26 protein-coding genes are annotated in these 26,379 nt (G+C 44.9%); 6 read left to right on the top strand and 20 right to left on the bottom strand.

What is annotated here, in order from left to right; genetic code table 11:
• Nucleotides 1–226 precede the first annotated feature (226 nt).
• Nucleotides 227–625 carry a hypothetical protein gene (locus DOM22_RS00335; RefSeq protein ID WP_142698491.1) on the top strand — a complete coding sequence of 133 codons (399 nt, stop codon included), beginning with the start codon at nucleotides 227–229 and terminating at the stop codon, nucleotides 623–625.
• Between the two features lie 471 nt (nucleotides 626–1,096).
• Nucleotides 1,097–1,873 carry a hypothetical protein gene (locus DOM22_RS00330; protein WP_142698490.1) on the top strand — a complete coding sequence of 259 codons (777 nt, stop codon included), beginning with the start codon at nucleotides 1,097–1,099 and terminating at the stop codon, nucleotides 1,871–1,873.
• A gap of 90 nt (nucleotides 1,874–1,963) precedes the next feature.
• Here the strand turns inward: DOM22_RS00330 and murA are convergent, their stop codons facing one another.
• The 4 genes from murA to DOM22_RS00310 form a co-directional block, all read right to left on the bottom strand.
• On the bottom strand, nucleotides 1,964–3,217 hold the full coding sequence (gene murA, locus DOM22_RS00325) for a UDP-N-acetylglucosamine 1-carboxyvinyltransferase (protein ID WP_142698489.1): 1,254 nt from the start codon (nucleotides 3,215–3,217) through the stop codon (nucleotides 1,964–1,966).
• On the bottom strand, nucleotides 3,210–4,091 hold the full coding sequence (prmC, locus tag DOM22_RS00320) for a peptide chain release factor N(5)-glutamine methyltransferase (RefSeq protein ID WP_142698488.1): 882 nt from the start codon (nucleotides 4,089–4,091) through the stop codon (nucleotides 3,210–3,212). The genes murA and prmC overlap by 8 nt, the downstream gene beginning before the upstream one ends.
• Before the next feature lie 5 nt (nucleotides 4,092–4,096).
• Nucleotides 4,097–5,170 (bottom strand): peptide chain release factor 1, encoded by a 1,074-nt coding sequence (gene prfA / locus DOM22_RS00315; RefSeq protein ID WP_142698487.1) that lies wholly within the window; start codon nucleotides 5,168–5,170, stop codon nucleotides 4,097–4,099.
• Between the two features lie 114 nt (nucleotides 5,171–5,284).
• Entirely contained in the window at nucleotides 5,285–5,530 is a 246-nt protein-coding gene (locus DOM22_RS00310) for a type B 50S ribosomal protein L31 (protein WP_142698486.1), read from the bottom strand.
• A gap of 310 nt (nucleotides 5,531–5,840) precedes the next feature.
• Between DOM22_RS00310 and DOM22_RS00305 the strand changes: the two genes are divergently transcribed.
• Nucleotides 5,841–6,221, top strand: a complete 381-nt coding sequence (locus DOM22_RS00305; RefSeq protein WP_142698485.1) for a hypothetical protein — start codon at nucleotides 5,841–5,843, stop codon at nucleotides 6,219–6,221.
• A gap of 67 nt (nucleotides 6,222–6,288) precedes the next feature.
• Here the strand turns inward: DOM22_RS00305 and rho are convergent, their stop codons facing one another.
• Nucleotides 6,289–8,034, bottom strand: a complete 1,746-nt coding sequence (gene rho / locus DOM22_RS00300; protein ID WP_142698484.1) for a transcription termination factor Rho — start codon at nucleotides 8,032–8,034, stop codon at nucleotides 6,289–6,291.
• Between the two features lie 375 nt (nucleotides 8,035–8,409).
• Here rho and DOM22_RS00295 point away from each other — a divergent pair, with 375 nt between their 5' ends.
• Nucleotides 8,410–8,778, top strand: coding sequence for a PilZ domain-containing protein (locus tag DOM22_RS00295; protein ID WP_142698483.1), 369 nt, complete (start codon nucleotides 8,410–8,412; stop codon nucleotides 8,776–8,778).
• Between the two features lie 93 nt (nucleotides 8,779–8,871).
• On the opposite strand, the gene DOM22_RS00290 is transcribed toward DOM22_RS00295, so the two are convergent.
• From DOM22_RS00290 to gatC, 6 genes are all read right to left on the bottom strand, one after another.
• A complete protein-coding gene (locus tag DOM22_RS00290; RefSeq protein ID WP_142698482.1) occupies nucleotides 8,872–10,200 on the bottom strand; it encodes a LysM peptidoglycan-binding domain-containing protein in 1,329 nt (442 codons plus the stop codon).
• A 105-nt stretch (nucleotides 10,201–10,305) separates the two neighbouring features.
• Nucleotides 10,306–10,755: a DUF192 domain-containing protein gene (locus DOM22_RS00285; protein WP_142698481.1), complete on the bottom strand. Its 450-nt coding sequence runs from the start codon at nucleotides 10,753–10,755 to the stop codon at nucleotides 10,306–10,308.
• On the bottom strand, nucleotides 10,712–11,632 hold the full coding sequence (locus DOM22_RS00280; RefSeq protein WP_142698480.1) for a Ppx/GppA phosphatase family protein: 921 nt from the start codon (nucleotides 11,630–11,632) through the stop codon (nucleotides 10,712–10,714). The genes DOM22_RS00285 and DOM22_RS00280 overlap by 44 nt, the downstream gene beginning before the upstream one ends.
• A gap of 1 nt (nucleotide 11,633) precedes the next feature.
• Entirely contained in the window at nucleotides 11,634–13,067 is a 1,434-nt protein-coding gene (gene gatB / locus DOM22_RS00275) for an Asp-tRNA(Asn)/Glu-tRNA(Gln) amidotransferase subunit GatB (protein WP_142698479.1), read from the bottom strand.
• Nucleotides 13,057–14,529, bottom strand: a complete 1,473-nt coding sequence (gatA, locus tag DOM22_RS00270) for an Asp-tRNA(Asn)/Glu-tRNA(Gln) amidotransferase subunit GatA (protein WP_142698478.1) — start codon at nucleotides 14,527–14,529, stop codon at nucleotides 13,057–13,059. Before gatA ends, gatB begins: the two co-directional genes overlap by 11 nt.
• A 9-nt stretch (nucleotides 14,530–14,538) precedes the next feature.
• Entirely contained in the window at nucleotides 14,539–14,817 is a 279-nt protein-coding gene (gene gatC, locus DOM22_RS00265) for an Asp-tRNA(Asn)/Glu-tRNA(Gln) amidotransferase subunit GatC (RefSeq protein ID WP_142698477.1), read from the bottom strand.
• A gap of 152 nt (nucleotides 14,818–14,969) precedes the next feature.
• Between gatC and ligA the strand changes: the two genes are divergently transcribed.
• Entirely contained in the window at nucleotides 14,970–16,961 is a 1,992-nt protein-coding gene (gene ligA, locus DOM22_RS00260) for an NAD-dependent DNA ligase LigA (protein WP_142698476.1), read from the top strand.
• Nucleotides 16,962–17,020: 59 nt separating this feature from the next.
• Here the strand turns inward: ligA and DOM22_RS00255 are convergent, their stop codons facing one another.
• Entirely contained in the window at nucleotides 17,021–17,215 is a 195-nt protein-coding gene (locus DOM22_RS00255) for a histone-like protein (protein WP_142698475.1), read from the bottom strand.
• Nucleotides 17,216–17,320: 105 nt separating this feature from the next.
• The gene (locus DOM22_RS00250) at nucleotides 17,321–18,784 is read right to left on the bottom strand and encodes a metallophosphoesterase (protein WP_142698474.1); all 1,464 of its coding nucleotides are present in this window, start codon (nucleotides 18,782–18,784) and stop codon (nucleotides 17,321–17,323) included.
• Between the two features lie 29 nt (nucleotides 18,785–18,813).
• Between DOM22_RS00250 and murD the strand changes: the two genes are divergently transcribed.
• Nucleotides 18,814–20,118 (top strand): UDP-N-acetylmuramoyl-L-alanine--D-glutamate ligase, encoded by a 1,305-nt coding sequence (murD, locus tag DOM22_RS00245; protein ID WP_246845772.1) that lies wholly within the window; start codon nucleotides 18,814–18,816, stop codon nucleotides 20,116–20,118.
• On the opposite strand, the gene DOM22_RS00240 is transcribed toward murD, so the two are convergent.
• From DOM22_RS00240 to dapF, 7 genes are read right to left on the bottom strand one after another with little or no spacing between them, the layout of a single operon-like run.
• Complete coding sequence (locus DOM22_RS00240) at nucleotides 20,108–22,258, bottom strand: hypothetical protein (RefSeq protein WP_246845771.1); 2,151 nt, start codon at nucleotides 22,256–22,258, stop codon at nucleotides 20,108–20,110. The two genes, murD and DOM22_RS00240, sit on opposite strands and share 11 nt — an antisense overlap.
• A gap of 57 nt (nucleotides 22,259–22,315) precedes the next feature.
• A complete protein-coding gene (locus tag DOM22_RS00235; protein WP_246845770.1) occupies nucleotides 22,316–22,753 on the bottom strand; it encodes a hypothetical protein in 438 nt (145 codons plus the stop codon).
• Nucleotides 22,753–23,400 (bottom strand): fructose-6-phosphate aldolase, encoded by a 648-nt coding sequence (gene fsa / locus DOM22_RS00230; RefSeq protein ID WP_142698471.1) that lies wholly within the window; start codon nucleotides 23,398–23,400, stop codon nucleotides 22,753–22,755. The genes DOM22_RS00235 and fsa overlap by 1 nt, the downstream gene beginning before the upstream one ends.
• A gap of 55 nt (nucleotides 23,401–23,455) precedes the next feature.
• The gene (locus DOM22_RS00225; protein ID WP_142698470.1) at nucleotides 23,456–23,965 is read right to left on the bottom strand and encodes a hypothetical protein; all 510 of its coding nucleotides are present in this window, start codon (nucleotides 23,963–23,965) and stop codon (nucleotides 23,456–23,458) included.
• A gap of 2 nt (nucleotides 23,966–23,967) precedes the next feature.
• Nucleotides 23,968–24,651, bottom strand: a complete 684-nt coding sequence (gene dapB / locus DOM22_RS00220; RefSeq protein ID WP_142698469.1) for a 4-hydroxy-tetrahydrodipicolinate reductase — start codon at nucleotides 24,649–24,651, stop codon at nucleotides 23,968–23,970.
• A complete protein-coding gene (gene dapA, locus DOM22_RS00215) occupies nucleotides 24,648–25,532 on the bottom strand; it encodes a 4-hydroxy-tetrahydrodipicolinate synthase (protein ID WP_142698468.1) in 885 nt (294 codons plus the stop codon). Before dapA ends, dapB begins: the two co-directional genes overlap by 4 nt.
• Nucleotides 25,529–26,377 (bottom strand): diaminopimelate epimerase, encoded by an 849-nt coding sequence (dapF, locus tag DOM22_RS00210; RefSeq protein WP_246845957.1) that lies wholly within the window; start codon nucleotides 26,375–26,377, stop codon nucleotides 25,529–25,531. Before dapF ends, dapA begins: the two co-directional genes overlap by 4 nt.
• Nucleotides 26,378–26,379: the final 2 nt, after the last annotated feature.

Here is a 26,379-nt window from a genome sequence, read left to right as displayed (position 1 = left end):
AACCAAGCTCCCCTGATTCCGATGTCTCACTCTGTGCTTTAGTCGGGAAACTGGTTCCAAAGTTGAACTGCAAACCCATATTGGAATTACCTCTAGTTCCGATTTGAGTGCGTATCCCCGACAGAGTTGCCGCCAAATCGAGCACGTTCGAGATGGGGAGTGTCTCAGTCTGGCACAGACCTTGCTCTAGGGATTAGTGTCTTTTAGTTATTTGGGGGAATCTCTCGTGATTAAAAATGCTCTGATTGCAGTATACATCTTACTAGTCCTTGCGATTTCCGCAGTGGCTCGTGCTGGTGTATTACCAAACAATGCAGTTAACGGCGATGAAATCACTGGAACAGAATCCTCAAACTACAACTATCAGACACGTGTAGGTGAAGTTGCGGTTTTGGCTGATGGAACTTTCGTTTTAGTTCTTGATGCACAAAACACAATCCTTCTTCAATCCGACTTCGATCTTACACCTTTCATCGGTTTCAAAGTTATGATTAGCGGTATCGAACAAGAGCATCAGCTTGCTCCCGCATATGGAAGTTATTCCGTGGATCCCCTCCCTGGAATGGCTTCTGGGAATAAGACGATTGTCTTCGTAGTGTTCGGTATCTCTGAGGTTACTCAGTAATCGTAAAGGTCTCAGCCCCAATCCCCTCCGTGGGCTGAGATCATTTTTTTTAGTCCTAACAGGGTCAGCATAAATCCCCTCCTTGCTGGCCCTTTTTTTTGCCTTTTTTCTGCAACTAGAGACCTTGATCGAAGATTCATCGAAATCAATTTGTTCTACCCGTCGCTTCGGTCGGCACGTCATCGTGACTCATCGGCGCCGGCTTTGCCGGTTCGCGCATCCATGCGCCGCCGAAGGCCTCTCTTCGGACGGGCAGCTCAAATTGCTTTCGCTGAATTTTGCTAGGCTTGTTGAAACATGTTCAAACAAAACAGTCAGAAGAGGGGATTTATAAGATTGTCGGACTCTTTTTCATGATTAGATCCGGATCGATTCGTGAGAGTCGTTGTTGGTTCGGGGGATTCCATCTCTTTTTGATAATCTTTTAAATGTTTAGTTGGGTTGTTGGTTCTTGGTTGTATCATTTAGTTGGTGGATAGAGCTAATTGGGTTCTTTTAGGGTTGGCTGGGGTTTGTTTTTTTGTTGGGGTTCGTTCTGGGGAGGATGAGTCTGCTCCGCTTGTTCGTAAGCCTGTTTCTTTGGTTGTTGAGTCTTCGCCGGTTCGGCGAGTTGCTTCTGTGGTTTCATCTCCCGCTTCGATGCCGTGGTCGGCTTCATTTGTTTCTCCTCAAAACAATAGTTCTTATCGGGCTCGATTGAGTAAGTGGCTTGTTGAGTCTCGGCATGTGCATGAGCGGAGAGGTCGGTCAGACGCTTCTGAGAAAATTATTTCTAAGTTTAAGTTTCCGGACTACGACATTGGTTCTAGAATTGAAAATAAACGAAATGAGCGGCTGATATTTGAAAATCGAGGCCGTGTTTTATTTGGGCATTTTTGTGAGCACAGTGGTGTGGCTTTGCAGAAGCTGGTTGATACGGGAGCTGCTGGGACTTTTTATTTTCAAGAAGGGCATATGACTTCTTTGTTGGCGGTGAAGAATGTTCCGTTTTGTTCAATAACGGTTCGTCGCAAAGAAAATATTAAGACAGAATTAAAGAGTTCTTACTCGGTGATTGAGAAGAAAGCTGATTTTCGATTGCTGCCCAAATTTACTGGCGTTCGATTTTGGTATGACAATAGGTCCGCTGGAGAAGTTATTCAGGAGATTTCTTGTTACACTCCCATGATCAACCCTAAGCAGACTGAATACGATACTCTCACTGATCACGATCTAGCTTATGCTTTTCATATGAATTTATCTTATTAAAGTATTGAGCGGGAGACGGGGCTCAAACCCGATAAAAAAAGGCAGGATTTTTTGGTCCTGCCTTTTTTGTTTTCCGATTTTTTTGTAGGGCTATTCCTGGCGGCGGATTTTTGCGCCTAAGCTTGAAAGCTTATCTTCTAGTTTTTCGTAGCCGCGGTCCAAGTGATAGATGCGGCTTACTACTGTTTCGCCGCTTGCTACTAGGCCCGCTAGTACTAGGGAGGCTGAGGCGCGTAGGTCGGTTGCCATTACTGGAGCGCCAGTAAGTTGACCTGGGTTTCCGCGGATGACGGCTACTCTGGTTTTTGGAGTGATGTCAGATCCTAGGCGGCAAAGCTCGGTTACGTGCATGAAGCGGTTTTCGAAAACTGTTTCCGTAATCACGCTTGTTCCGTTAGCAACAGTCATCAAGGCCATGAATTGCGCTTGAAGATCTGTGGGGAACAATGGGTGCGGAGCCGTTGTAACATCCACTGCTTCCCATTTATCAGCAGGGAATACGGTCATTGTGTCTTTTGTTGTTTCGATTTTGAAACCTGATTCACGCATTTTCAAAATCAAAGCTTCCAAGTGTGCAGGTACGCAATTAGTAACTGTTACTTGGCCTTTTGTGATAGCACCAGCGATCAACAAAGTTCCTGCTTCGATACGATCTGGCATGATCGCGTGTTTTGCTGGATGCAATTTATCAACACCTTCGATGCGGATAACTGAAGTACCGTGACCCGTGATTTTCGCACCCATTTTATTTAGGTACTCAGCAAGGTCTACGATTTCTGGTTCTTTCGCTGCGTTTTCAAGAATAGTCACACCTTTTGCAAGAGTGGCTGCCATCATCACGTTCTCTGTTCCACCCACTGTCACAGTTTCAAACAAGAAAGTTGCACCCTGAAGTTTTGGAGAAGCTGCGTGAACGTAACCTTCTTTTTGAGTGATAGTTGCACCCAAAGCTTTGAAACCATCCAAGTGTAAATCGATAGGACGGGAGCCAATGGCACAACCACCCGGCTGAGAAACTACGGCTTCACCGTATTTCGCAAGCATGGGGCCCATGCATAGGAAGCTTGCGCGCATTTTACGAACCAGGTCGTAAGAGGCTTCGAAAGATTCTGGTTTGCTGACAGTCACATGGAATTCGTCACCAACCCATTTTGTTGCGCAACCAAGGCTATTCAACAATTCAGAAGTTGATTCGATGTCTTTTAGTTTAGGCATGTTTGTGAAAACGTGATTGCCTTCAGCCAGCAACGTGGAAAACAAAATCGGAAGTGCCGCATTTTTTGCGCCGCTTGCTGCCACTGTACCTTTAAGTGGGCCATTGCCCATCACAACCATTTTATCCATGCTTCACTCCTGCGATAACTCTATCAAGCCCTGAAAGATCTTTCAGTACGCGCACGTTTTTAAAAATATTTAAATCAGAATAATAACTCTGCATTGCAGAGCCTTGGCTCATGCCCATTTCCATCATCATCACGGACTCTGATGACAAGTAAGGAGCATACGCCTTGGACCACGATTTCAAAAGTGCTAATCCATTGTCTTCTGCGAATAGTGCAGTAGATGGTTCAAACTTTCTTACGTTCTCCTGCACCGCGGGATCATCGTTCGCAATATAGGGAGGATTAGAGACTAATATGTCTAGCGTGTTCTGTCCCATGAAGTTCCTGCAAGATGCCATTACAAGATCGACATTGGATGCATCGCCATTAACAAACTCCACCCGATCAGCCAAACCCAAGGACTGAGCGTTACGTTTTGCAACCGCAATAGCATCAGCCGACACATCAACGGAAACCAATTTGGCATTTGGAAGCTCTTTAAGAATGCTAAGTCCCAAACAACCTGTGCCGGTTCCCAGATCCAAAAGGGTGTAAGCTTGATCTTTATCTTTGGCCCACGCCAAAGCTTCTTCAACTATTTGTTCAGTTTCTGGACGAGGGATCAAAGTTGCGGGGGAAACTTCAAAACGGGATTTATAGAAATCACGGTAACCCAGGATATATGCGACGGGTTCACCCTGGCCACGACGGCGAACCAATTCTCGCAGACCTGCAAGTTCGGCTTCGGAAAGAGGCTGGTCGAACTTTAAGTAAAGCTGAATACGCTCAAGCTTTAGACTATGGGCGAATAAAAGCTCCGCATCGAGGCGAGGCGTCTCTAGTTTTTTATCTTTGAAAAAAGCGGTGGTCTTATCGAGTACTTCTTTGAGTTTCATTAGCCCTAAGCAGAGGTCTGTTTTTTAAGAGCCTCTGCTTGGAAGTTAGCAATGAGTGGGTCAATCAGCAACCCAAAAGATCCGCTCATGACTTGATCCAGCTGATGGATGGTAAGACCGATACGGTGATCAGTGATACGTGTCTGAGGGAAGTTATAAGTACGGATACGTTCGGAACGATCGCCAGTACCGATTTGGTCCAAACGAACATCAGAAGCTTCTTTACGTGCTTTTTCGTCTTCAATTTGTTGAAGTTTAGCGTAAAGGATTTGGAATGCACGCTCACGGTTGGCAGATTGAGATTTACCCTCTTGGCACTTTACATCAAGGCCCGTTGGCAAATGCACAACGCGCACTGCTGACTCAGTTCTATTCACAGACTGACCGCCCGAACCTTGAGAACGCATTGTTTCGATGCGTACGTCAGACATTGGGATATTCACTTCTTTGATTTCAACTTCAGGGATCACCGCAACTGTTACGGTGGACGTATGAATACGACCCGCAGCCTCAGTAGCAGGAACACGCTGAACACGGTGAACACCAGATTCGAATTTCAATTTGCTAAATACGGAATCCCCAGACACAGAAGCGATGATCTCTTTTGCTCCCCCGACGTTACCTTCGGAGAAAGAAATGACTTCAACTTTCCAGCCTTGAGAAGAAGCATAGTGAGTGTAGCCACGGAACATTTCTTCGGCGAACAATGAAGCTTCGTCACCACCCGCACCCGCCCGGATCTCAAGAATGATATTCTTGTCGTCGTTTGGATCTTTAGGAATTAGGGCGATTTTTAACTCTGCTTCAAGTATGGGAAGGGCTGCTTCAAGCTCTTTTACTTCTTCACGGATCAACTCGCGCATTTCTGGATCTTGCTCGGCCGTCAAAAGTTCTTTGCTGGCTTTCAAGTTCTCAGTCTTTTTCTTGTAATCGCGGAATGGGACCACAATCTTTTCCAAGTTCCCTAGCTCTTTCATGAGAGCGCGGTACTGAGTTTGGTTTGAAGCAATGTCAGGACGCTGAAGTGACATATTCACTTCTTCGTAACGTGATTCAACTTCTTCCAATTTCGAGAACATGGGGATTGCTCCTAGGTCAGCTGCAAGATCGAGTTGGTATTCAGAAATGAAAATGCGGTTCGAGTTAAGAACCGCATTTCACATAAGAGAGTCCTCCTGATGGAGGTCTGCAATTTACTTTTTGCCGTAACGTTTTTTGAAACGATCGATACGACCTTCAGTATCCATTACACGCTGTTTACCAGTGAAGAATGGGTGAGATGCTGAAGAGATCTCAACTTTAACTAGAGGGTACTCTTTACCGTCTTCCCACGTAACTTTTTCGTTAGAGTGAAGAGTAGAAGTTCCCAAGAAACTGAAGTCACAAGAGATATCCTTGAAAACTACAGTATTAACTTTTGGATGAAGGTTTTGTTTCATGACCTGATTCCTTTTAAATAATTTAACCTGTGGGTCTTAAGCTGTAAGGATGTAACACAGGGGTTACCCGCTGTCGAGCATTAATCGCTGCTTTTTTTAGCACCCGAAAGACCTTAATTTACCACAAATAGTTTATAAAATATCTCATAATATCAGCATCTTAGTCAAATTATCAGGGCCCACCAGTCAATTCCCAATAGGACCCCTTTTGGCTTTAAAACCAGACCTGATTTGCACCACCACCGTTGCCTGATTGAAACTTGTGATTTTCTGCCACCTCACAGATATTCCCCGAATCAAAGAGGAATTTATGAAACGTTTATTGCCTGTTTTCGCAATTTTGTTGGCTACGCAAGCGGCGAAAGCCGAAAAGATCTACTGCTTTTTTACGGAGCCCTTCATTAATCTGACTTATGATTCCGACACCAATCAGGTTGTTCACAGCAGCCCCGGCGAAGAAGATCAAGCGGGTGTTGCACAAGTCATCTTTGATAAAGGCGGCAAGATTCAAATTTCCGTGGTGGGAGTTAACAACACCATGGTGATTGATACGACAAAGGCCGGCAGTGACGGTATGTCGGATTTTATCTATCCATTTGAAGGTATTATCAATGGCACTTTGTACGGTGGCTGTGAGACTGACCATTTAAAAAAGAAACTCAGCACTTTGCATGGCTACAGCCAAAAATAGAAAAAGAAAAAGGGAGTCTAGCGACTCCCTTATAAATCTATTTTCAATTTTCCATTCTCGCCTGGATTTATCCGTTTCCTGACATCGCTTTCAAGAAGTCAGCGTTAGATTTCGTGTTGCCTACTTTATCCAACAAGAAGTCCATCGCATCGACAACGTTCATTGGCGCCAATACTTTTCTTAGGATCCACAGGCGGTTCAAGTCTGCTTTATCAATCAACAAGTCCTCTTTACGAGTACCTGATTTGTTGATGTCCATACAAGGGAAGATACGTTTTTCCATAAGCTTACGATCCAAGTGGATCTCAGCATTACCAGTACCTTTAAATTCCTCGAAGATAACTTCATCCATACGAGAACCTGTGTCGATCAACGCTGTTGCGATGATTGTCAAAGATCCACCTTCTTCGATATTACGAGCGGCACCGAAGAAACGTTTTGGCTTGTGAAGGGCGTTGGAGTCCACACCACCTGACAAGATTTTTCCTGACGGCGGAACAACTGTGTTGTATGCGCGGGCCAAACGAGTGATGGAATCAAGCAAGATAACTACGTCGTGCTTGTGCTCAACCAAACGTTTTGCTTTTTCGATAACCATCTCTGCAACTTGAACGTGACGAGTTGGTGGTTCATCGAACGTTGACGATACAACTTCACCTTTAACGGTACGTTGCATGTCAGTCACCTCTTCCGGACGTTCATCGATCAATAGAACGATCAACTTCACTTCCGGGTGATTTGCAGTAATCGCGTTGGCGATTTGTTGCATTAGAACTGTTTTACCTGTTCTTGGAGGAGCAACGATCAATGCACGTTGACCTTTTCCAAGTGGCGCCATCAAGTCTACAACGCGAGTCGTGTAGTCGCCCGGATTGTGTTCAAGTTTTAAACGCTGATTTGGGTAAAGCGGCGTCAAGTTGTCGAATAGGATTTTGTCTTTACCTTTTTCAGTTGTCTCGAAGTTTAGAGAATCAACTTTCAAAAGTGCGAAGTAACGTTCACCCTCTTTAGGTGGACGAACCGTCCCCGTAACAGTGTCACCAGTTCTCAAGCCGAAGCGACGGATTTGAGAAGGAGAAACGTAGATATCATCCGGACCTGGAAGATAGTTATAGTCTGGAGAACGCAAGAAACCATAACCATCTGGCAAGATTTCAAGAACACCAGAACCGTAAATGTCCTGACCAAGTTTAGCTGCACGTTTCAAGATTTCGAAAATCATATCCTGACGGCGAAGGCCGGCAGCATTTTCGATTTTAAGTTTTGTAGCAAGCTCAGTCAGCTGAGTGATGTTTTTGGATTTCAAATCCTTAGACGATAACCAAGATTTCTCCTCGTCAGTCAGTTGGATATCTGCCAAATCTACATCAGGCTGTTGTTGAGTTGCGTTTTGATCATCGCCACCTGGTTGGTGGTCTTCATTTCTTCCGCGGTGGAAGTCACGACGAGGGCCATTGCTGTGGCGTGGGCCACGGTCTCTGTCGTTACGATCGTTTCTGTCATTTCTATCACCACGGTCGTTACGGTCACCGCGATCGCGGTTGTCTCTATTGTTGGGGCGGAAGTCACGACGTTGGTGTTGTTGGGGACGATCTTGTCTTTGTTGTTGTTGCTGTGGAGCGGGTTCTGAAGAACCGGCTGCGGAGGCTTCAGCTGGAGCTGGTGCAGCGGGTGCCTGGGGAGGAGGTTCTGCTGCGACCGGCGCGGCAGCAACTTCTGGTGCAGACTCTACTGGAGCTGCTTCTGCAGACTTCGTGGTGCGAGTACGTTTTTTAACGACTTCAACGCCTGATGAATCTTTTGGTTCGGACAAACAAATACTCCTTGTGGAATTTAAATAAAGAGAGAAAAGGGAAATACTATATTAGAGATAGTCCGACTGGACCTGGTATCGTGTGCTTTTCCCCACTGTCCTTGAAATGGTGATATCTTGTCAATGGGAAAAAGGATGTCTTTGGAGTCCTATTTGGATACGGCTCACTTTTTAGCGACCCGAAAGCCGGCTCCAACCGAAAGTTTACGAGTTCGATCAAAGCTTCGTCATTTCAAACACTTAGTCTCATTATGAGGCGTTTCCGTTCCCTATCTGTAACCATAATAATAAGTATTTTTAGCGCAAGACTCTTAATTTTTCGCCCGCAATTCCGAAAAGTTATCTAGCTACTTTAAGCAATTCCAAGGAGTTAATGTGGAGGACACTGCAAAGGTTCCGGCACCAAGAACCCCTCTAAACCTAGAGGTTTCTTTCAAGCGTAATTATGCGCGTGAGGAAACTAAAGGCACGCTTAAGAATATCAGCATCTCGGGAGCCTTCTTAGAGTTTACAGGTGGCCAAGTGCGCGCCAATGAAAAGTTGCACCTTATATTTGTCGTTGCAGGACGAGAGCGCAAGGTTGCCGCTCATATAATTTGGGCAAATTCAAATGGGTGCGGAGTGAAGTTCATGCCCGTGAACAACAGAGACGTTCAAATCGTTGATGATTTGATTTATTTCGTTGAGAACGGTCGCAGTGAATCTCGCTCAGTGATTGATTCGATCTTTAAAAAGGTCGGATAGGTTATCACAAAGTAGCTCGTTGTAGGTTTAAAATAAAAAAGCCCACTGATAAAGTGGGCTTTTTCTTTTTCAGATTTCGAATCTCCGATTTTACTACGTTCCTACGTGAGTATTGTCCATTGACTGTTGTTCAAGTTCACGTTGTCTGCGTTTCTTTCTCATCACGATCAAGATTGCAAGACCTGCTGCTGCCAAACCAACTACACCCAAAGCCATAGTCGTGTCGTTATCCATACCACCTGGAGCTGCTTCCTGGTGCGGTTGATTCATAACCGGCATTGGAGGCGGCGGTGGGGGCGGCGCCATATTTTGCGCCATTTCAGGTGGCGGAGGAGGTGGAGGTGCCATCTGATCAGCTGGAGGTTGCATATCTGGTGGAGGCGGAATATCAGCAGCTGCCTGTTGTGGAGGAGCTTCTGGCATCGGCGGAGCCTCTGGCATTGCTGGTGCTTCCGGCATCGGAGGAGGAGCTTGAGTTCCTGCTACCTCTTGATGCTGTTCAGCCGGAGCTGCGGCAGCCACTTGGCCACCTTTCCAGTATTGCAATTGAGTTCCTGCAGGCAAACTTGTTTTTGATTCAACAGAGTTGCTTGCCCAAACTTCTTTCCATGCATCTTTATAACCCAAAAGTTCTTTGGAGATTTTCTTAAGATCATCGCCTTCTTGGGCCGTGTAAACTTCTGGTTGGATGCCGTTGTCTTCGTAATAAGTAATCAAACGGCCAGAGTCGTCAGCGCGGTGAGGAGAGTTGTAATAAACTTTGTCACCTGGTTTTACGCCACGAGAAGCAATCGTTGGATTTCCTTTTTTAAGTTCGCCAACTTTTTTGCTGTTGCCATAGATCATTGTGCTGATGCTCTTCAAAGAGTCACCTGGGCGCGCAAAATAAACCGTGTTGTACCAAACTTTACCAACTTGCCAAGGTGCTGTTGCAACTTTTTGAAGTGGTTTAGAAACTTTCGGAGCTGCAGGCTCAGAGCTTTGATCTACATAAGTAGTCGAAGCCGTGCTTGAAGAATCCGACATTGGTGATGGCATATCTGGAGTTGTTGGCTCTGGTACAGACGAAGATGCTGTGTCTGTTGGAGCGGCTGCATCTGGTTGTGGAGCAAACGGATCTGCTGGAAGATCGGCTACAGTTGGTTCTGCTGGAGCTTCAGCTGGCATATCAGTTGGAGCCGCTGCCGCAGTGTCAGTGTGAGTTTCGCCAAGTGCATCTTCTGGAAGTTGGTCGGATGCTGCTGGAGCTGCGCCACCTTCTGCTTGAAGAGCGTCTTCGCCTTCAAGTTTTTCCAAATCAGCTGAATCAAAGTCAGAAGTGACTTCTTCACCAGATTTAGAATCCTTACTAAAAAGGCTGCAGGCACTAAGATTTGCAACCAAACCGAAACACGCTAGTAGTACAACGAGTTTTTTCATCATTTTTCGTCCTTGAGTGATGCTACGAAACATACTGTTTCAGTAAACCGTTAATATCAATCTAAAGCCAAGTATAGAAGGCTGGCAATTATTTATGCTTAGCCTAGACTATGGATTGATTTTTAACTTTGTTCCAAGCTTAATTTTATTTTTGTCAAACCAGCCCTTATTCATCTCCAGAGCGTACTTTGCGGGTTGTGCGCTGGCATAGGATGGAAGAGACGTGTCTGCTAGACCTTTGCCAGACTTCATTTCCTGGACGTCGATTAGTTTTCCATCCTTATTAAAATATCCAATAGAAAGATCAATCATCGTGTCCTTCATCCAAAAGAATCTGGTTTCTTCATTGGAGAAAACAAAGAGCATGCCTTCATCTTCTCCAAGGTGTGTGCGAAACATCAAACCTTGCTCTTGCTGCTTCGATGTTGTTGCAACCTCAACAGTTAACGTTTTGTTACCCACTTTAATTGATTTAGTCGGAAACTTATCTGCTGCTCCAGATGTTACCGCAAAACTAAGAATGATCCCCAGAACGAAGCATCTCAAGAGCGACGCCATATCTAACCCCTTTAGTAGAAACAACCATACCAGCCATGCCCAAAGCTTTGACTGTATTCAATAAGATGGAGGCTCCAGCAAAAATAATATCGGCACGACCTCCTAGTTGGTACTTGCTTCGCTTTTCCTCGACTGAAGTTTGGGCAAAGACATTCACCCAGTACTCAAGTCTTTCTTTGGTCACGAAATAGTTATCAACTTTCTTTTCATCGAAACCGCCCACCTCAATCGCCACGATTGAAGTCGGGGTGCCTGCAACAGCAAGAATCTGATCCAGTTTGTTCTTGCGAAGTTCCGGCAGAATTTTTTGAAGCTGTTCATCTATATATACATTAAGTTTCGCTTGTTCATTTTGGGGAACAGGTTGTTGTGTAACAAATCTTTCCGTCAAACGAACGCCACCCATGTTAAGACTTTCACCGAATAGGATCTTTTCGCCGTGACCAACAATGAACTCGGTCGAACCACCACCTACGTCAATCACCAGATTGGTCTTAGTCGGATCGATCACTCCACCAGTTGCACCCTGATAGCTGATACGCGCTTCGTCTTCGCCGGGAATAACTTCAATAGGAATGCCCAATTCTTTCCCGATATTAAAAAGATCCTGACCATTTCTGGCATCACGTGCTGCTGACGTCGCCATCGCAAGAATTTTATCAACGTTATGCTTATCGATTTCTTTTTTAAATTCAGTCAGACATTTTTTAGCGCGAATCAAAGCTTCTGGATGAAGCTCTCCGGTTTTATCTACGTCTTGTCCCAGGCGCACGACTTCAACCAGGTCTTTATGAACCTTGGTAATTCCGTTCTTATCACCTTCGGCGATCAGACATAAAAAGGTATTCGTCCCTAAATCAAGTGCTGCGACTTTCATATTACTTAAGTTTCTCCTGCAGAATCTTATTTACCAGATCGGGGCTGGCTTGGCCTTTGGAAGCTTTCATAACCGCTCCCACAAAGAATCCAAAAAGATTTTTCTTTTTGCCTGACTTATGGTCTTCGACCGCTTGAGCATTATTCGTCAAAACTTCATCGATGATTTTTTCAATCGCCGACGTATCAGTGATTTGCACAAGTCCTTTTTCTTTTACAATAACATCTGGCTCTTTACCTGAATCCCACATTTCTTGGAAAACGTTTTTTGCCATTTTTCCCGAAATTGTACCTGTGTCGATCATCGCAATCATTTTTCCTAATTGCGCGGGTTTAATCGGTGATCTATCGATATCCATATTTGCCGTATTTAACTCACGCATCAGCTCTGACATAATCCAGTTCGCCGAGGCTTTATGATTTTTAGATACCTGGGCCGTGGCTTCGTAATAATCCGCCACTGATTTTTCAATCGTCAGAACGTGCGCATCGGATTCCGGAAGACCGTGTTCGTCATGAAATCTTTTAGCTCTGGCAATTGGCAGCTCTGGAAGTTCCTTACGAATTTGCTCAATCCACTGATCTGTTACAATCAGTGGCAGCAAATCTGGATCCGGGAAATAACGATAGTCTTGAGCATCTTCTTTTGAACGCATCGAAAAAGTGCGATTCTTATCAGGATCCCACAATCGGGTTTCCTGAATGATTTTTCCTCCGCGCTCAAGCTCATCGATCTGTCTTTCAATCTCGTACTCGATCGCTTTTTCAACAAAGCGGAATGAGTTGACGTTCTTGATTTCTACTTTCGTTCCAAATTGCTCTTGACCAGTTTTTCGAACGGAGACATTGCAATCACAGCGTAGCGATCCCTCCTCAAGGTTTCCGTCACAGACATCAAGGTAGCGAACAATTTGACGAATAGTACGACCGTATTCCGCAGCCTCCGCCGGAGAACGCAAATCAGGACCCGTCACAACTTCCAAAAGTGGAATTCCGGCACGATTTAAATTAATAAGCGTGTGCGCACCACTGTGATTTGATTTTCCTGCATCTTCTTCCAAATGCGCTCGAGAGATATTCACAGTTTTATCCACACCATTTACTCTAAATGTGATTTTTCCATTCTCACAGATCGGCTGGTCATACTGAGAAATCTGATAACCTTTAGGCATGTCTGGATAAAAATAGTTCTTTCTCGCAAAGACAGATTTTCTTCTGATTTCACAGCCCAATGCCAATCCAGTTTTAATGCCGAATTCAATAGCGCGTTTATTTACGACCGGCAATGTTCCCGGCATACCTGCGCTTACCGGAGACACATTTTCATTATCGGCCGCATCAAAGTTCGTTGCATCCGCGCAAAACATCTTACTGAGCGTTTGCAGCTGCACGTGAATTTCAATACCGATGACAGGTTCATAACCTCTATATGACATGGGGTTTTTTTCCTTTCACCGGAGAAACTGATTCCAAGGCCGCTGCGACATTCAGCATGCGTTGCTCGTCAAAGTGATTGGCCGTGACTTGGACACCAATAGGCAAGCCCGTGCTGGATGCTCCAAAAGGAACACTCATACCAGGCAGACCCGCTAAGTTCGTGGACGTAGTGAAGATGTCATTCATGTACATCGCCAATGGATCTGATACCAATTCACCGATTTTAAAGGCTGGTGATGTTGTGACCGGACTTAAAATCACATCGCAATTTCTAAATGCCGCCAGATACTGTTCAGTCAACATACGACGAACTTGGCCAGCCTTGGTATAGTAGGCATCGTAATAACCGCTTGAAAGACAATAAGTACCCAACATAATTCTGCGTTTTACTTCTTGGCCAAATCCTTCACCGCGAGTTTTTGCGTAAAAATCTTCCAGCTCTACGCCCGCTAGGCTTGGAAACTCTGCGCGGTAGCCATAACGAATTCCATCATAGCGAGCTAAATTTGATGACGCTTCACTTGTTGCGACCAGATAGTAAATAGGCACAGCAAATTCTGACATCGACACAGAAACTTCAACAATCTCTGCACCCATACTTTTTAAAGTCTTCAAGGATTCACTGAAAGTTTTTTCCGTGTCGACGTCTAAGCCGCCCTTCATGTATTCTTTGATCACGCCGATCTTTAAACCTTTCACATCAGTGGAAAGGTTCTTTGACCAAGAAGGAACTGCTTTTTGAGATGAAGTTGAGTCCATAGGATCGTGACCAGAAATTACTTCCATAGTCAGAGCCGCATCTTTAACCGAGCTTACCATGGGACCGGCTTGATCCAGCGAAGAAGCAAATGCAATAATTCCGTAACGACTGACACGGCCATACGTGGGTTTTACGCCCACTATTCCACAGAAGCTTGCTGGCTGACGAATGGATCCACCTGTATCAGTTCCAATGGTCCCCGCAACTAAACGCGCCGCTTGAGCTGCGGCGGATCCACCTGAAGATCCACCGGGGACACGATTAACATCCCATGGATTTTTAACGGCGCCATAAAACGATGTTTCATTCGAAGAACCCATTGCGAATTCATCTTGATTCAATTTTCCCATGACCGTAACGCCTTGTTTTTTTAGACGCGCAACCACAGTCGAGTCATAAGGTGGAACAAAGTTACTTAAAATCTTTGAGCCCGCTGTAGTTTTTAAACCCTTGGTACAAAGCATTTCTTTAATGCCAAAAGGCACGCCGGCAAGCAGACCCACGTCTTCGCCCTTTGCAATCCTTGAATCCGTATTTTCGGCATCTTTAAGAGCATTCGGATTATGCGAAGTAAACGCGTTCAATTTTGAATCAAGTGACTCGATTCTTTTTTGAAAATGTGCGGCCACTTCTTTCGCACTAACTTTTTTTGATTTTACAGCGTCAGAGATCTCGCTTAACGAGGCAAAAGTTAAATCCACTCTTAACTCCTATACCACAGGTGGGACTTTAAACAGATTTCCTGCCCGATCGGGTGCGTTTGCCACCATGTCTTCAGGTTTGTAGTTTTGAACAACCTGATCTTCGCGCCAAAAAGATTCGATTTCCGTCGGCGTCACCATAGGTTCCACGCCCTGAGTATTGATATTCTCAATTTTCTGAAAATTCTGGAGGATTTTTTCCATCTGCGCGCTGAATTCGACAGCCTCAGCATCAGTGATTTGTAATCGAGCCAGCTTGGCGATGTGTTCGACAGCTTTTTTATCCATCCTGACGATCTCCTTGGGAGCAATTCCAGCGATGAGAATATTCAAAATTCGCGTGTCAGTCATCAAGCGAATCAGCCGCTGGACCTTGGAGCGCTGCGCGGGCGCACGCAATTGCGTGATTCAGTTTAAGTGCTCGTGATAATGTCCTCCGTATGTCTAAGAAACGCCACGAAGAGCTTAAAAAGATCATTGCTGAACACGACCACAACTATTACGTCATGGATCGCCCGGCGATCACCGACTATGAGTATGATCAGCTATTTGATGAGCTTTTAAAGATAGAAAAGTCTGAAAAGGGATTGGACCTGTCAGATTCCCCAAGCCAGCGCGTGGGTGGAAAGGTTTTAGAAAGCTTCACCAAGGCAACACATCGCCTGCCGATGTTGTCTCTTGCCAATAGTTATTCACCGGAAGACATCTTTGAATTCGATGAACGCATCAAAAAGTTTCTGAGTTCCGACAAAGAGGTGGAGTATTTTTGCGAACTTAAGTTTGACGGCCTTTCAATGGAAATAATCTATGAGAACGGTCAACTGGTTCGCGCCCTGACCCGTGGTGATGGAACTATTGGCGAGGACGTGACCGAAAATGTAAAAACGATCAAAAGCATTCCGCTAAAAATTAAGAATGCTCCCGAAGTTTTCGAAGTTCGTGGCGAAGTTCTAATTTTCAAAAAAGATTTCGCTGAACTGAATGAGACTCAGCAGGAAAGTGGACAACCAACATTTGCCAACCCTCGAAATGCCGCCGCAGGATCTATGCGCCAATTAGATTCTAAAGTTGCTGCGGCTCGACCGCTTAAGTTCTTTGGCTATGCTCTGGGTATGGTTGAGGGTAAAACATTTGAAACCCAAGAAGGCATTCAAGAATATTTTGCTGACCACGGAATTCCGACGGCGATAAAATCAAACCCGGATCTGGTTCGCTTGTGTAAAGGACCGCAAGAGGTAGTTGATTACTATCACCATATTGAAAAAGTTCGTTCATCTTTACCATTTGATATTGATGGTATCGTGATCAAAGTGAATTCATTGCGCCTTCAAGACGATTTAGGCCTGGTCGCAAGAAGTCCGCGCTGGGCAACGGCTGCCAAGTTTAAACCTGAACAAGCAACAACCGTGATTGAAAATATTCACATCCAGGTCGGTCGCACAGGAGCCCTGACTCCGGTTGCAATCATGACTCCCGTTAAAGTGGGTGGCGTTACCGTTACAAATTCCACTCTTCACAATCAAGATGAGATTGATCGCAAAGATGTTCGCATCGGTGATACGGTCATCATTCAACGCGCTGGCGATGTGATTCCGGAAGTAGTGGCCGTGGTTCTGGAAAAGCGCCCAAAAAATAGTAAGCCATTCTTAATGCCAGAAAAGTGCCCCGCCTGCGGATCTCCCGTTCACAAAGCTGAAGGCGAAGTCGTTACCCGCTGCACGAACCCACTTTGTATCGCGATGATCAAAGAGTCGCTAAAACACTTCGTCGGACGTCGTGCGATGAATTTGGATAAAATTGGCGATCGCCTGATTGAGACATTAGTTGATAATAAAATGCTGACTTCGTTCTCCGATTTTTACCGCCTGACGAAAGAAGACATCCTTTCTTTGGAACGCCAAGGAGACAAGTCCGCAGAAAATATTATTACAAGCATTGAGAACAGCAAAAAGCCAACGCTTGCCAGATTCATTTTTGGTTTGGGAATTCGTTTCGTCGGCGAACAAACGGCCAAGCTGCTTGCTGACCACTTTGTTAATATTGAAAACTTCTTAAACGCCTCCGAAGAAGAGCTGTTGCAAGTGCCAGAAATCGGGCCCAAGGTTGCAACTTCTATTCGCGAATGGACGTCTAACAAAAAGCTCGTCAAAGAAGTTCACGAAATGCTTAAGCTTGGTGTGGAAATCACAAACCCCGTGCGCGCCACCGAAGGTGCACTTTCGGGAATGAGCTTTCTTATCACTGGAACTTTGCCGGTGAAACGTGATGATGCCAAAGATGTGATTGAAAAAAATGGGGGTAAGATTCTAAGCTCAGTTTCTTCAAAGCTCAGCTATCTTGTCGTCGGGGATGACCCGGGCTCTAAGGTCGATAAAGCACAAACCCTGGGCGTGAAAATCATTTCCTGGGAAGATCTTCAGAAGATGCTTTAGAAAATAAAAAACCCACAGTTTTCGCTGTGGGTTTTCTTCGTATCATCTTTAATTAAAAATTAAAGGTGATCGATAACGATATCGCGAGCCATAACTGTTTTACGGCCGTCTGCTTTTGCAGACTCTACGCCTTTAAGGCAAAGTTGCTCGATAGCTTTGCTGAGAACGTCGATAGTTTCAGCGGAAGTGTTCATGCCACCTTTTTCTTTGATAAGTTTTTTCACTTTGCTAGTTACAACAAGTACTTCTGCCATGATGACTCTCCATCCTTAGTTAAAAATTGAACAGTAAAAGGTTTGCATAAGGGACCTATAATTGACAATGGGAAATCTTTTTTGCGGCGCAATAATGCTGAGCGGTTAAGCGCCGCGATTACCTGTCATTACTTCAGAGGTTCCATCCACAAACTTACAAAGCTCTGCCTGACGAGAATTATGTTCTCCTGGAGAGATCCAAACAAAGGTTTTTTGATCGATCGGTTTTGTACACTCAACATCCAGGAATGCCGGAGACCAGCATCCACTGTTTAGGTGTTCCACGGAACCGATAATTTCATGTCTTGTGTGGTGCGTATGCCCGTAAACAATTCGTTTCACCTTAGTGATGGCACTCGCCATAGCCAAAACCCGATCATCCGGTTCTTTGTAACTGGAAACCAAGGATGTGACCGATTTGCTGTAGAACAAAAAGAACGGCAACAGCAAAAACAGAGGGATAAATGCCCAAAAAAATGAAATTTCATAAACCGAGCGAACAAAAACCATCAATTCAAAGATCAAAAAGAACGCAATGAACACAATAAAGGCGCGATCAAGCCAAAGCTCTCGAGCCAGAAGCATCGGCTCACTTGCAGCAGGTGCGACAAAAAGTTCCTTCATTTCTCGAACCATACGCGGTTCTGCATTGGATTTTTCAGCAATAATCTCGATACGGTCCTCAATCTTTAATGGATTGCGTATCGGCGCTGAAAGACGGTCAAAGAAAGAATGCACCAGAGTCGCAAGCGATCCCCAGAACCAAGTGAATACTAAGCCCGGTTGTGCTCTCCAGATATATTTGAAAAAGAACAAAATGTACTCTTTCAGAGTCATAATATAGTTCGTGTCGACATGGGGATTAAAGAACCCCATACCATTGGAAATATAACGACAAGCCAAATTTCCGAATGGAAGTTTTAGCGCCACATAGTTGTAACCACGAACAAACGGATTCACCGGATCTTCGCACATACAGTACGGGTCGTACTGATTACCATGTTCAATCAAAGTGTCCTGATTGCTGATATAGAACCATTCGACAAAGCGGACTTCTTCGCGCTTATCTTCAGGCAAATTCAAATGCCTCATGATCTCATGTTGAACTTCCAAAAAGTGAAGTTCCAAATCATGATTTCCGATGACAAACACCGCGCGATTTCCGCGAAGAATAAACTCTTTCAAAGATCTGACAAATGGCATGTGATCGCGCAGAATCACTTCGATTTTATGGCGAGATCTTTCCGCGCGCGGATAAAGACCGCGATGCTTCTCAAGCCAGCTGATGCGAAACACTGGTTCCTCTGGCAAATTCATCACGCTGTCAAAATCGAAAATGTCGCCATTCAAAATCAGCTCAACAGGAGCTCCCTGCGCACGCTGTTCGATATGTCTGAGAAAGGTTTCAAAAACATCATCATAGAAGAACTGACGAGTCTTAAATTTTTTCCATAATGGAAAACGCAAGTTCACCGGCTCTGCTTCAGTTAGATGCAGATCGCTGATGATTGCTGTATATTGCGCTGATTTAAAATCAGACTTTGGATGCGCAAAAAAAGAAGTGGGCAAAACACCCTCCTAATAATACTATCTGCCAGATGAGCCAATATATCAAGAACCTGAAGACACCAATCGCTATCGTAGGTATGGGTAAAAGCGGAGACTCCGCAAAACGTTTACTTATCGCTTGCGGAATCAGCCCGGAGAACATTCTAACTTTCGACGGAAAACTGGATTCAGCTGACTTCAAGGATTCAAATAAACTCATGTCTGAAGGAAAACCCCAAACGCTTGTAGTCTCTCCCGGCGTTCCCTTGGCATCTGCATGGATTAAAGACGCAAAAAATCAGGGGATTCGCATCACCAGTGAAATCACTTTGGCCTGCTCATGTTTGTCCACCGAAAAACTAATGGGTGTTACCGGATCAGTGGGTAAAAGTACGACAGTGTCTCTTCTTCAGGCGGGTCTTGAGGGCTTTTCAAAAACTGGCTTTGTTGGCGGCAATTTGGGAATTCCTTTTGCGACCTACGCTGCGGACGTGGTTGAGAAAAAGCGTCCCGTTGCTGACTGGGTTGTATTAGAGCTTTCGAGCTATCAGTTAGAGAATTGCGAACTACTATCCCTGGATTATTCAGCCATCACTTACTTCACTTCAAATCACTTAGAGCGATACGACAGCATCGAGCACTACTATCAAACGAAGTGGAGTATCTTGGGAATGACCAAAAATAAGATGCTTTTAAATTCTGAGGGTGGTGACTTGGTCGAGTATTCAAAGGCTCAGAAGCCTTCGGCTCAAGTCAAAGTGGTCTCTAAAAAAGACACCGAACTTCAGGCCCATCAGTTGCAAAAAGCGCAACTAATAGGCCAACACAATCAAGACAACATGGCGCTGGCAACAGCCCTGGCCATGGAAGCAGGGTGGCCGACCGCAGCTGTTGAAGCGATGAAAAACTTTAAAGGTCTTAGCCACCGCTTGGAAAATCTAGGCGAGGTAAAGGGCGTACGTTTCATTAACGACAGCAAGGCTACGGCGCTTGATAGTGTGATGATCGCTGCAACCGCAGCTTCCGATACTCTTCATCCTGATGGCATTTTATTTTTGCTTTTAGGTGGCAGAGACAAAAATCTTCCCTGGGAGCAGTTATCTTCTTTGTCTAAGATGACTCGCACTGAGTTCGTATTTTTTGGTGAGTGCCGAGCTGTTGCCCAAAGCAAATCCCAGCTTAAGGGAAATAGTTTCGCCCGCTTGGATGAAGCTATTGGATATATTTTTTCAAAGGTAAAAGCCGCGGACACAGTCTTATTAAGCCCAGGCGGAACAAGCCTTGATGAATTTAAGTCATTTGAAGATCGCGGGGATTTCTTTAAGAAAAAAGTCTCGGAGTTCTCTATTCTCTAAAATTAAGAACCGATAGCGAGTTTGCATCTACTGGAACAACACGAGAATAGATCTTTTGCGTGCGAGTTCCAGTAACCACCACTTCGTGAGTGTCTTCCGGAACATTATAGATAACAAATCCGCCGCCAGCTGCACCTTTACGGTTTTGCAGGATGCGACCTTGCATATCAAAGTACACGATGTCTTGCTGATTGAAGTTATCGTATGCCGCCAAGAATACTTCAAAGTCTTCATCAGGAACGAAACCCACGATTAATCCAGACTTTGGCATTTCGTTAATTTTCATAAACGCTTTAATAGCTCTTAGCCATTCCCAACGAACCAGCGGGAAATGGATGAAATCATCGTTGTCATTATATACATAACGGGCAGGGATGTAATCTGCGCCGTCAGCATGAACTCTTGTCAGACCAAAGCGATTCAAGTGTGGCAGGCTAATCGTCGTTGCACCCGTTGGCACAGCAAGGTCCTCTGCCAAAGATTGCATCGTGATCGTCGCTGAAATCGGCTCGCCGCTGAAAGCATCGAAAACTCTTAGTGGAACCGACTCGTTTTTCATTGTGGCTTCCAAGTCGCCCTGAGCAACGGCGCCTTGTTCAGAAACGACGTTAACGTAACCAAAGATCGAATCTGATCTTGTCGCTAGCAAAGAGTGGAATCCAGTCGGAACTTGAACGAAAGCATAAAGACCGTTATCGCTGGTCTTAGTCAGGTTCATGTCCGGCATCATAAACTGATTGAAATATATTGGTTTCAAATCCGGAGCTGTTTCAACCGTTACTTCGATTCCAGATACCGGCTTTCCATCCAGCATCACCTTACCCCAGATCAGGGAAGGAACGCCCTCATAGGATTCATTTCTGTGTTGTGCGATGATATCCATCAACGCCGTCACCATAGATTCAGGGTAAAGTGTCGAACGAGACTCTTTACCGGAGACAATCAAGTTGGTGGTTTCTAAATGCTTTGGAGCGGCCGCTCTCATAACGGTTGAAGATCCGCGGGTGACATTTTCCATCGAGGCAATGCCTTCGCGGTTTACTTTCACATCGCTGACACCTTTAACAAAGGTCACTCGAGTTTGCGCTGGAGCCGCATCATTTGCCTTTGAGTTGTAAGCCCCTGTCAAAGCCACAGTGTAATCAGGATGTGGTTCAACTTTGATTTTTGGACCCGACAGAAAATTTTGGGTTCCCGCAACCAAGCGGTTCAAACGGAAACTGCCTTCACCCATAGTTTTGCCTTCTTTATTCACCAAGCGGGCAACCACAGTTCCAGTCGTTTGCTCAACATCGATATTATAAGTGCCTTTCATCAGATCAACTCGACCCAATTCTTTAAGTACACCCTCATCGTTACGACGAATTTCAATATGATGTTCGTTTGTAACAGCCAAACCACCTGTGATTTCGATCGGGCCGACGATTCTGCGAACTCCCGTCGTTATGTCAGAAGAATTATTTCCACCAACAAAAGATTGGCTGCCGTCGCTGCCATTTGCTGAAGAAGCGAAGCTATTTTGATTAACATCGGACGCACTGGAACGTTGAACCGAAGGGCGATCCAAAGATTCCCCACGAACACCGTTAACAGCGACGCCTTTTTTATTATTCGGTGATAAAACATCTCCGCGTGAATTAATAAGACCAGATTTTTCTAAAGCCGCTGCTGCTGATTCAGCCCATGACGGCTCTTGCTGCCAATCGTGATTTAAAACATCATCACGAACTTGCGCAGCCTGTAGACGGTTTCTTTGGGCATTGGAAAGTTGTGACATCCAAGCATCATCAGCGCTGTAACCTACACCCGCTGAAGAAGCTTCACTGCGAACGTTTGTAGCCACAGTCTCAACTTGCTTTTGAATAGTCATCTCAGCGAGGACGACCTTTTTCGCGAATAGTGCCGGAGACTTTTTTTCAACCCCCAATGCCACAGGCATCATGGATTGAAAATGGTCCCACTCGCTAAAATTTGAATTTGGACGAATTGTTTCTTCGAATGCTACGTGCGGAGGAGAACTTTTTTGAGCACGAATTGTAAGGCCTTCGTAAATAGGGATGTACTTCAAACCACCTGTATGGCTTGACCATGCAAAGCATCCAGCTAGCACAGCAAACGGTATCAACCGTTTAAGTCGCATTCCTTGCAACGTACTCCCCTTGATCAATTAGGCAAATTGCCTACTCTTTTATGGTATTTAGAAGCTACGGAAGTCGTCAATGACGTTACGTGAGTCACGACTTTGGTTAAGTGCTCTTTTAAGCTTGTCGGCAAGCACTTGGGCTTTATGATCATCACGGTCTACAAGTTCCCAACCACCATCAGAATCCCTAGCCTCGACCATCACCTCGACCGAGATATCATAGGGGCGGCGATCACCAAGTACAATAAGATGGCTGTAATAGCGTTCTTTGGCCATATCCATACTTTGGATGGGGTTGCCTTTGCGATCATAGTACTTAGAGAAAAGCTCGCGGCCGTTTTCACTGACTTCGCGAACTTCCCCGATGACTGACATGATCACCTTGCGTGTTTCACTAACTCCCAATGGTGTTTCGCGAAGAAGCACCCCGGATGTTTGGCATCCAGCAAGAAAAATAGAAAATACGAAGGCGATCAGCAGATTTGATTTCATTATTTCTTTTGAACCTTATTCCAGTCATCCATGAACAATTTAATACCTTTGTCCGTAAGTGGATGATGAGTCATACCTTGCATAACTTTGAATGGAATAGTTGCGATATCTGCGCCCATTTGAGCAGCGAACTGCAAATGCATTGGTGAGCGAACAGATGCCACCAAAACTTCCGTAGCAAAATCATAGTTTTGATAGATTTGGATAACCTGATTAACCATCTCCATACCATCTGAACCAATGTCATCCAAACGACCTACGAATGGAGAAACCATGGAGGCACCAGCTTTAGCTGCTAAAAGTGCTTGAAGTGGAGAGAACACCAACGTGACGTTAGTCTTGATACCTTCCGCAGTGAATTTTTTAACTGCGATCATGCCATCTTCAGTCATCGGAACTTTAACAACAACGTTGTCAGCAAGTTTTGCAAGCTCGCGACCTTCGCGAACCATTTCTTCGTGTTGCAAACTGATTACTTCAGCTGAAACGGGGCCAGAGATCTCTTTGCAAATTTCTTTGATCACTGTGTGGAAATCGCGACCTGATTTTGCAATCAAAGAAGGATTTGTAGTTACGCCATCAACCCAACCACGAAGGTTAGCTTGTTTAATTTCTTCAATATCAGCTGTATCGATGAAAAACTTCATGAAATCTCCAATTTAAGGTCACAATAGAATCCCTAAATTTGTACGTTGGCGGAGACTAAAAATCAATAAGGCTTTTGCCCTGTTTATAGAACTCTGCATCCCGCGCGGTTCTCGCGGTTTTTGAAATTTCACTGAGGGTTTTTTGATAGATTGGGTGCTCATATTGACCCCATGCCTCTGCCGCACAGCGAATAATGAGAGCATCTGTATGAAGCTGAGGGTAGGGAAGGGTTAAGCGAGGTGACATCAAAATCACGTCATCATAGGCGAGCAGAATCATTTCGACATGGCTTCTTTGCACCAATCCTGACGATCCCTCATCGCACAAAGATAAAACCAAATGCAAATGCTGTTCAACGCTCATCATCGTTTCAAAACGCAGGACAAACTCGATACGCGCACTCAGATCATTTTTGGCGTCACTGGTATAGCGTTTATAAATCGATGAAACATTTAAAATTTCACCGCACTCAGAAATCTTATACAAAAGCTCACGGGCCTTTTCTTCGCCGCCCATTAGATCCAGAGTCACAGAAATAAGAGAATTATGTAAAACACTGGACATTATTATTTACCGAACAATACGTCGCGGATTTGATAAAGACCTGGCTTTTTCTGTTTGGCCAACCACTCGGCAGCTCGTACAGCTCCTTTAGCAAAAACGGAGCGATTCAAAGCAGAGTGTTCAAAGGTGATAACTTCTTCGTCACTCATGGCGTGAACTTTGTGAATACCGAAAATACCGCCACCGCGAATAGCAAGGGGCTCAGGACACTTTTTGCCCACAGCCTTTTCTAGATTTTCCTGAAGAGTGATGGCTGTGCCTGATGGCTTATCTTTCTTTCGGATGTGATGAAACTCTTCGATTTGATAATCAAAGTTCGCGATAGATGAAAACACTTTCAGTGCTTCATTCAAAACCGCAACACCCATGCTCATATTGGACGCCCACAATACAGGAACCTCTTTGCTGGTTTTTTCTAAAAGTGACTTTTCTTTTTTGCTAAATCCCGTAGTACCGCAAACAACGGGAGTTCCGTGGCGAGAAGCAATTTTCAAAACCTCTGGCAGGGCTTCCGGCGAAGAAAAGTCGATCCATACGTCAACTTTTTCAGCCATCTTGTGATCGACTTTTTTATCGCGGCCCAAGGTATAGATAACATCACAGCTGGAGCTTGCGCTGATAACTTCTGCAATCTCGCGGCCCATGCGACCGTTAGCGCCGACCAGTCCGATCTTTAATTTTTTCACGCAAGCACTCCCACTTTTTTCATTTCCATCTTCAGCTTTTCCGTGTGCTCTGGAGTAAGCTCCATCAATGGCAAACGCATCTCAGCGGAATCAACCAAGCCCATTAACTGCACAGCTTTTTTTACTGGAATGGGATTTGCCTCGACGAACAACAGATCAATCAGATTCATGTATTTTTGGATGTCGGCATTTGCTTCAGCAAGCTTGCCCTCTTGAACCCATTTTTTCCATTGCACCATTTGCTTAGGTATAACGTGGGAGGCAACAGAGATAACTCCATGGCCACCACGGTTCAAGAAATCAACGTAAGTTCCATCATCCCCTGAAAGCATGATAAATTCTTTCCCGCAAGCTTTGATGATTTGTTCGGCCACATCCATTTTTCCAGAGGCCTCTTTGATTCCTACAACACCCCTTACTTTTGCAAGATCCGCAACCGTTTCGGGCGCAAGGGCAGTAATAGTTCTACCTGGAACGTTGTACAAAATCGTGGGAATTTTTACGGATTCTGCAACCGCTTTAAAGTGAGCAAACAATCCACGTTGAGGAGGTTTATTGTAGTAAGGCACAACCACCAAAATCGCATCAGCACCCAAAGCTTCTGCTTTTTTGGAGTCTTCGATGGTTTTTGCTGTGTCATTAGAGCCCGTTCCCATAATCAAAGGAACTGTTGGGCCAACCAATTTGCGCGCATGCTTAAACAGTTCAGTTTTTTCTGTCTCTGTTAGTGTGGGGCTTTCAGCAGTCGTACCATTGATCACAAAACCATCAACACCGTTTTCTAGTTGATGCTTCACCATCTTATCCAAAGATGTGTAATCAATTTTTCCGTTTTTAAATGGCGTCAGAAGTGCCGTGAATGTGCCTTTGAAATTTTTCATCGTACCACCTCAAGGTTGTATTGGAAGTCTCCGACAAAAACAGCATCACCCACCAAAAGTGGTTTTGGGTCGCCGTCAAAGAAGTGGACTTCCATCACTCCCCCAGGCATTTGTACTTCGATTACTTTTAAATGATTTTCCAGCGAGCTTACCAATGCGGCGGCCACGGCCCCTGTCCCGCAAGCCAAAGTATAGTCTTCAACTCCACGCTCAAAGGTTACCGCTCTTACTTTACCTGCTTCAACTTCAGCATAGAAAGTTACATTCGCTCCAGCTGGCTTAAGTGATTCATGGGTTCTCATTTCTCGCGCCAGATCCTTCAGATTCACGGAATCTACAAAGGCATGAATTTTTTGAACCAAATGTGGAACGCCAGTATTAACTAGGACAAATTTTTCCTTAACACTTGAACGAGTTTCTAACTCGATCGGGTTTTTTACGACGCGAGCGTCTGGCATCTTAACGCGGATCTTACCATTTCCCAAAATCTGCGCCGTGACTAAGCCTGCGCCAGTTTTAAAACGAATGTTCGCGTGTTCCTTATTGCCTATATATTCATAACAATAACGAGCAGCACAGCGAGCGGCATTACCGCACATTTCGGCAGTGGAACCATCTGAGTTATAAAAATCCCAATTAAAATCAAAGCCTTCGGATGCGTCTTCGATCACAATGAATCCATCTGTTGCGATACCAAGAACGCGGTCACAAACAAGTTTTGCAATCTCAGGTCGCGATTTTCCCAGATGCTTTTCCACATCCTTCCAACTTGAAGCGCCACGACCATCGACAAACGCAAAAGTATTTCCTGCGCCCGACATTTTCGTGATTTTCACTGGAAGCATAT

The organism is Bdellovibrio sp. ZAP7 (assembly GCF_006874645.1).
In the GTDB taxonomy this organism is placed as follows: Bacteria; Bdellovibrionota; Bdellovibrionia; order Bdellovibrionales; family Bdellovibrionaceae; genus Bdellovibrio.
Note: the sequence above shows the minus strand (reverse complement) of the source record. Positions and strands in the feature narration are given on the sequence as shown.

Coding starts and splice junctions, on each gene's coding strand:
- prfA (WP_142698487.1), bottom strand. CDS start 5,170: ATGTTCTCGAAATTGGAAGAAGTTGAATCACGTTACGAAGAAGTGAAT.
- DOM22_RS00290 (WP_142698482.1), bottom strand. CDS start 10,200: ATGATGAAAAAACTCGTTGTACTACTAGCGTGTTTCGGTTTGGTTGCA.
- fsa (WP_142698471.1), bottom strand. CDS start 23,400: ATGAAGTTTTTCATCGATACAGCTGATATTGAAGAAATTAAACAAGCT.
- DOM22_RS00280 (WP_142698480.1), bottom strand. CDS start 11,632: ATGAAAGTCGCAGCACTTGATTTAGGGACGAATACCTTTTTATGTCTG.
- DOM22_RS00305 (WP_142698485.1), top strand. CDS start 5,841: ATGAAACGTTTATTGCCTGTTTTCGCAATTTTGTTGGCTACGCAAGCG.
- DOM22_RS00310 (WP_142698486.1), bottom strand. CDS start 5,530: ATGAAACAAAACCTTCATCCAAAAGTTAATACTGTAGTTTTCAAGGAT.
- DOM22_RS00240 (WP_246845771.1), bottom strand. CDS start 22,258: ATGCGACTTAAACGGTTGATACCGTTTGCTGTGCTAGCTGGATGCTTT.
- murA (WP_142698489.1), bottom strand. CDS start 3,217: ATGGATAAAATGGTTGTGATGGGCAATGGCCCACTTAAAGGTACAGTG.
- gatC (WP_142698477.1), bottom strand. CDS start 14,817: ATGGATAAAAAAGCTGTCGAACACATCGCCAAGCTGGCTCGATTACAA.
- dapA (WP_142698468.1), bottom strand. CDS start 25,532: ATGAAAAATTTCAAAGGCACATTCACGGCACTTCTGACGCCATTTAAA.
- dapF (WP_246845957.1), bottom strand. CDS start 26,377: ATGCTTCCAGTGAAAATCACGAAAATGTCGGGCGCAGGAAATACTTTT.
- gatB (WP_142698479.1), bottom strand. CDS start 13,067: ATGTCATATAGAGGTTATGAACCTGTCATCGGTATTGAAATTCACGTG.
- ligA (WP_142698476.1), top strand. CDS start 14,970: ATGTCTAAGAAACGCCACGAAGAGCTTAAAAAGATCATTGCTGAACAC.
- DOM22_RS00255 (WP_142698475.1), bottom strand. CDS start 17,215: ATGGCAGAAGTACTTGTTGTAACTAGCAAAGTGAAAAAACTTATCAAA.
- DOM22_RS00235 (WP_246845770.1), bottom strand. CDS start 22,753: ATGAAATCAAATCTGCTGATCGCCTTCGTATTTTCTATTTTTCTTGCT.
- DOM22_RS00225 (WP_142698470.1), bottom strand. CDS start 23,965: ATGTCCAGTGTTTTACATAATTCTCTTATTTCTGTGACTCTGGATCTA.
- prmC (WP_142698488.1), bottom strand. CDS start 4,091: ATGAAACTCAAAGAAGTACTCGATAAGACCACCGCTTTTTTCAAAGAT.
- murD (WP_246845772.1), top strand. CDS start 18,814: ATGAGCCAATATATCAAGAACCTGAAGACACCAATCGCTATCGTAGGT.
- DOM22_RS00285 (WP_142698481.1), bottom strand. CDS start 10,755: ATGGCGTCGCTCTTGAGATGCTTCGTTCTGGGGATCATTCTTAGTTTT.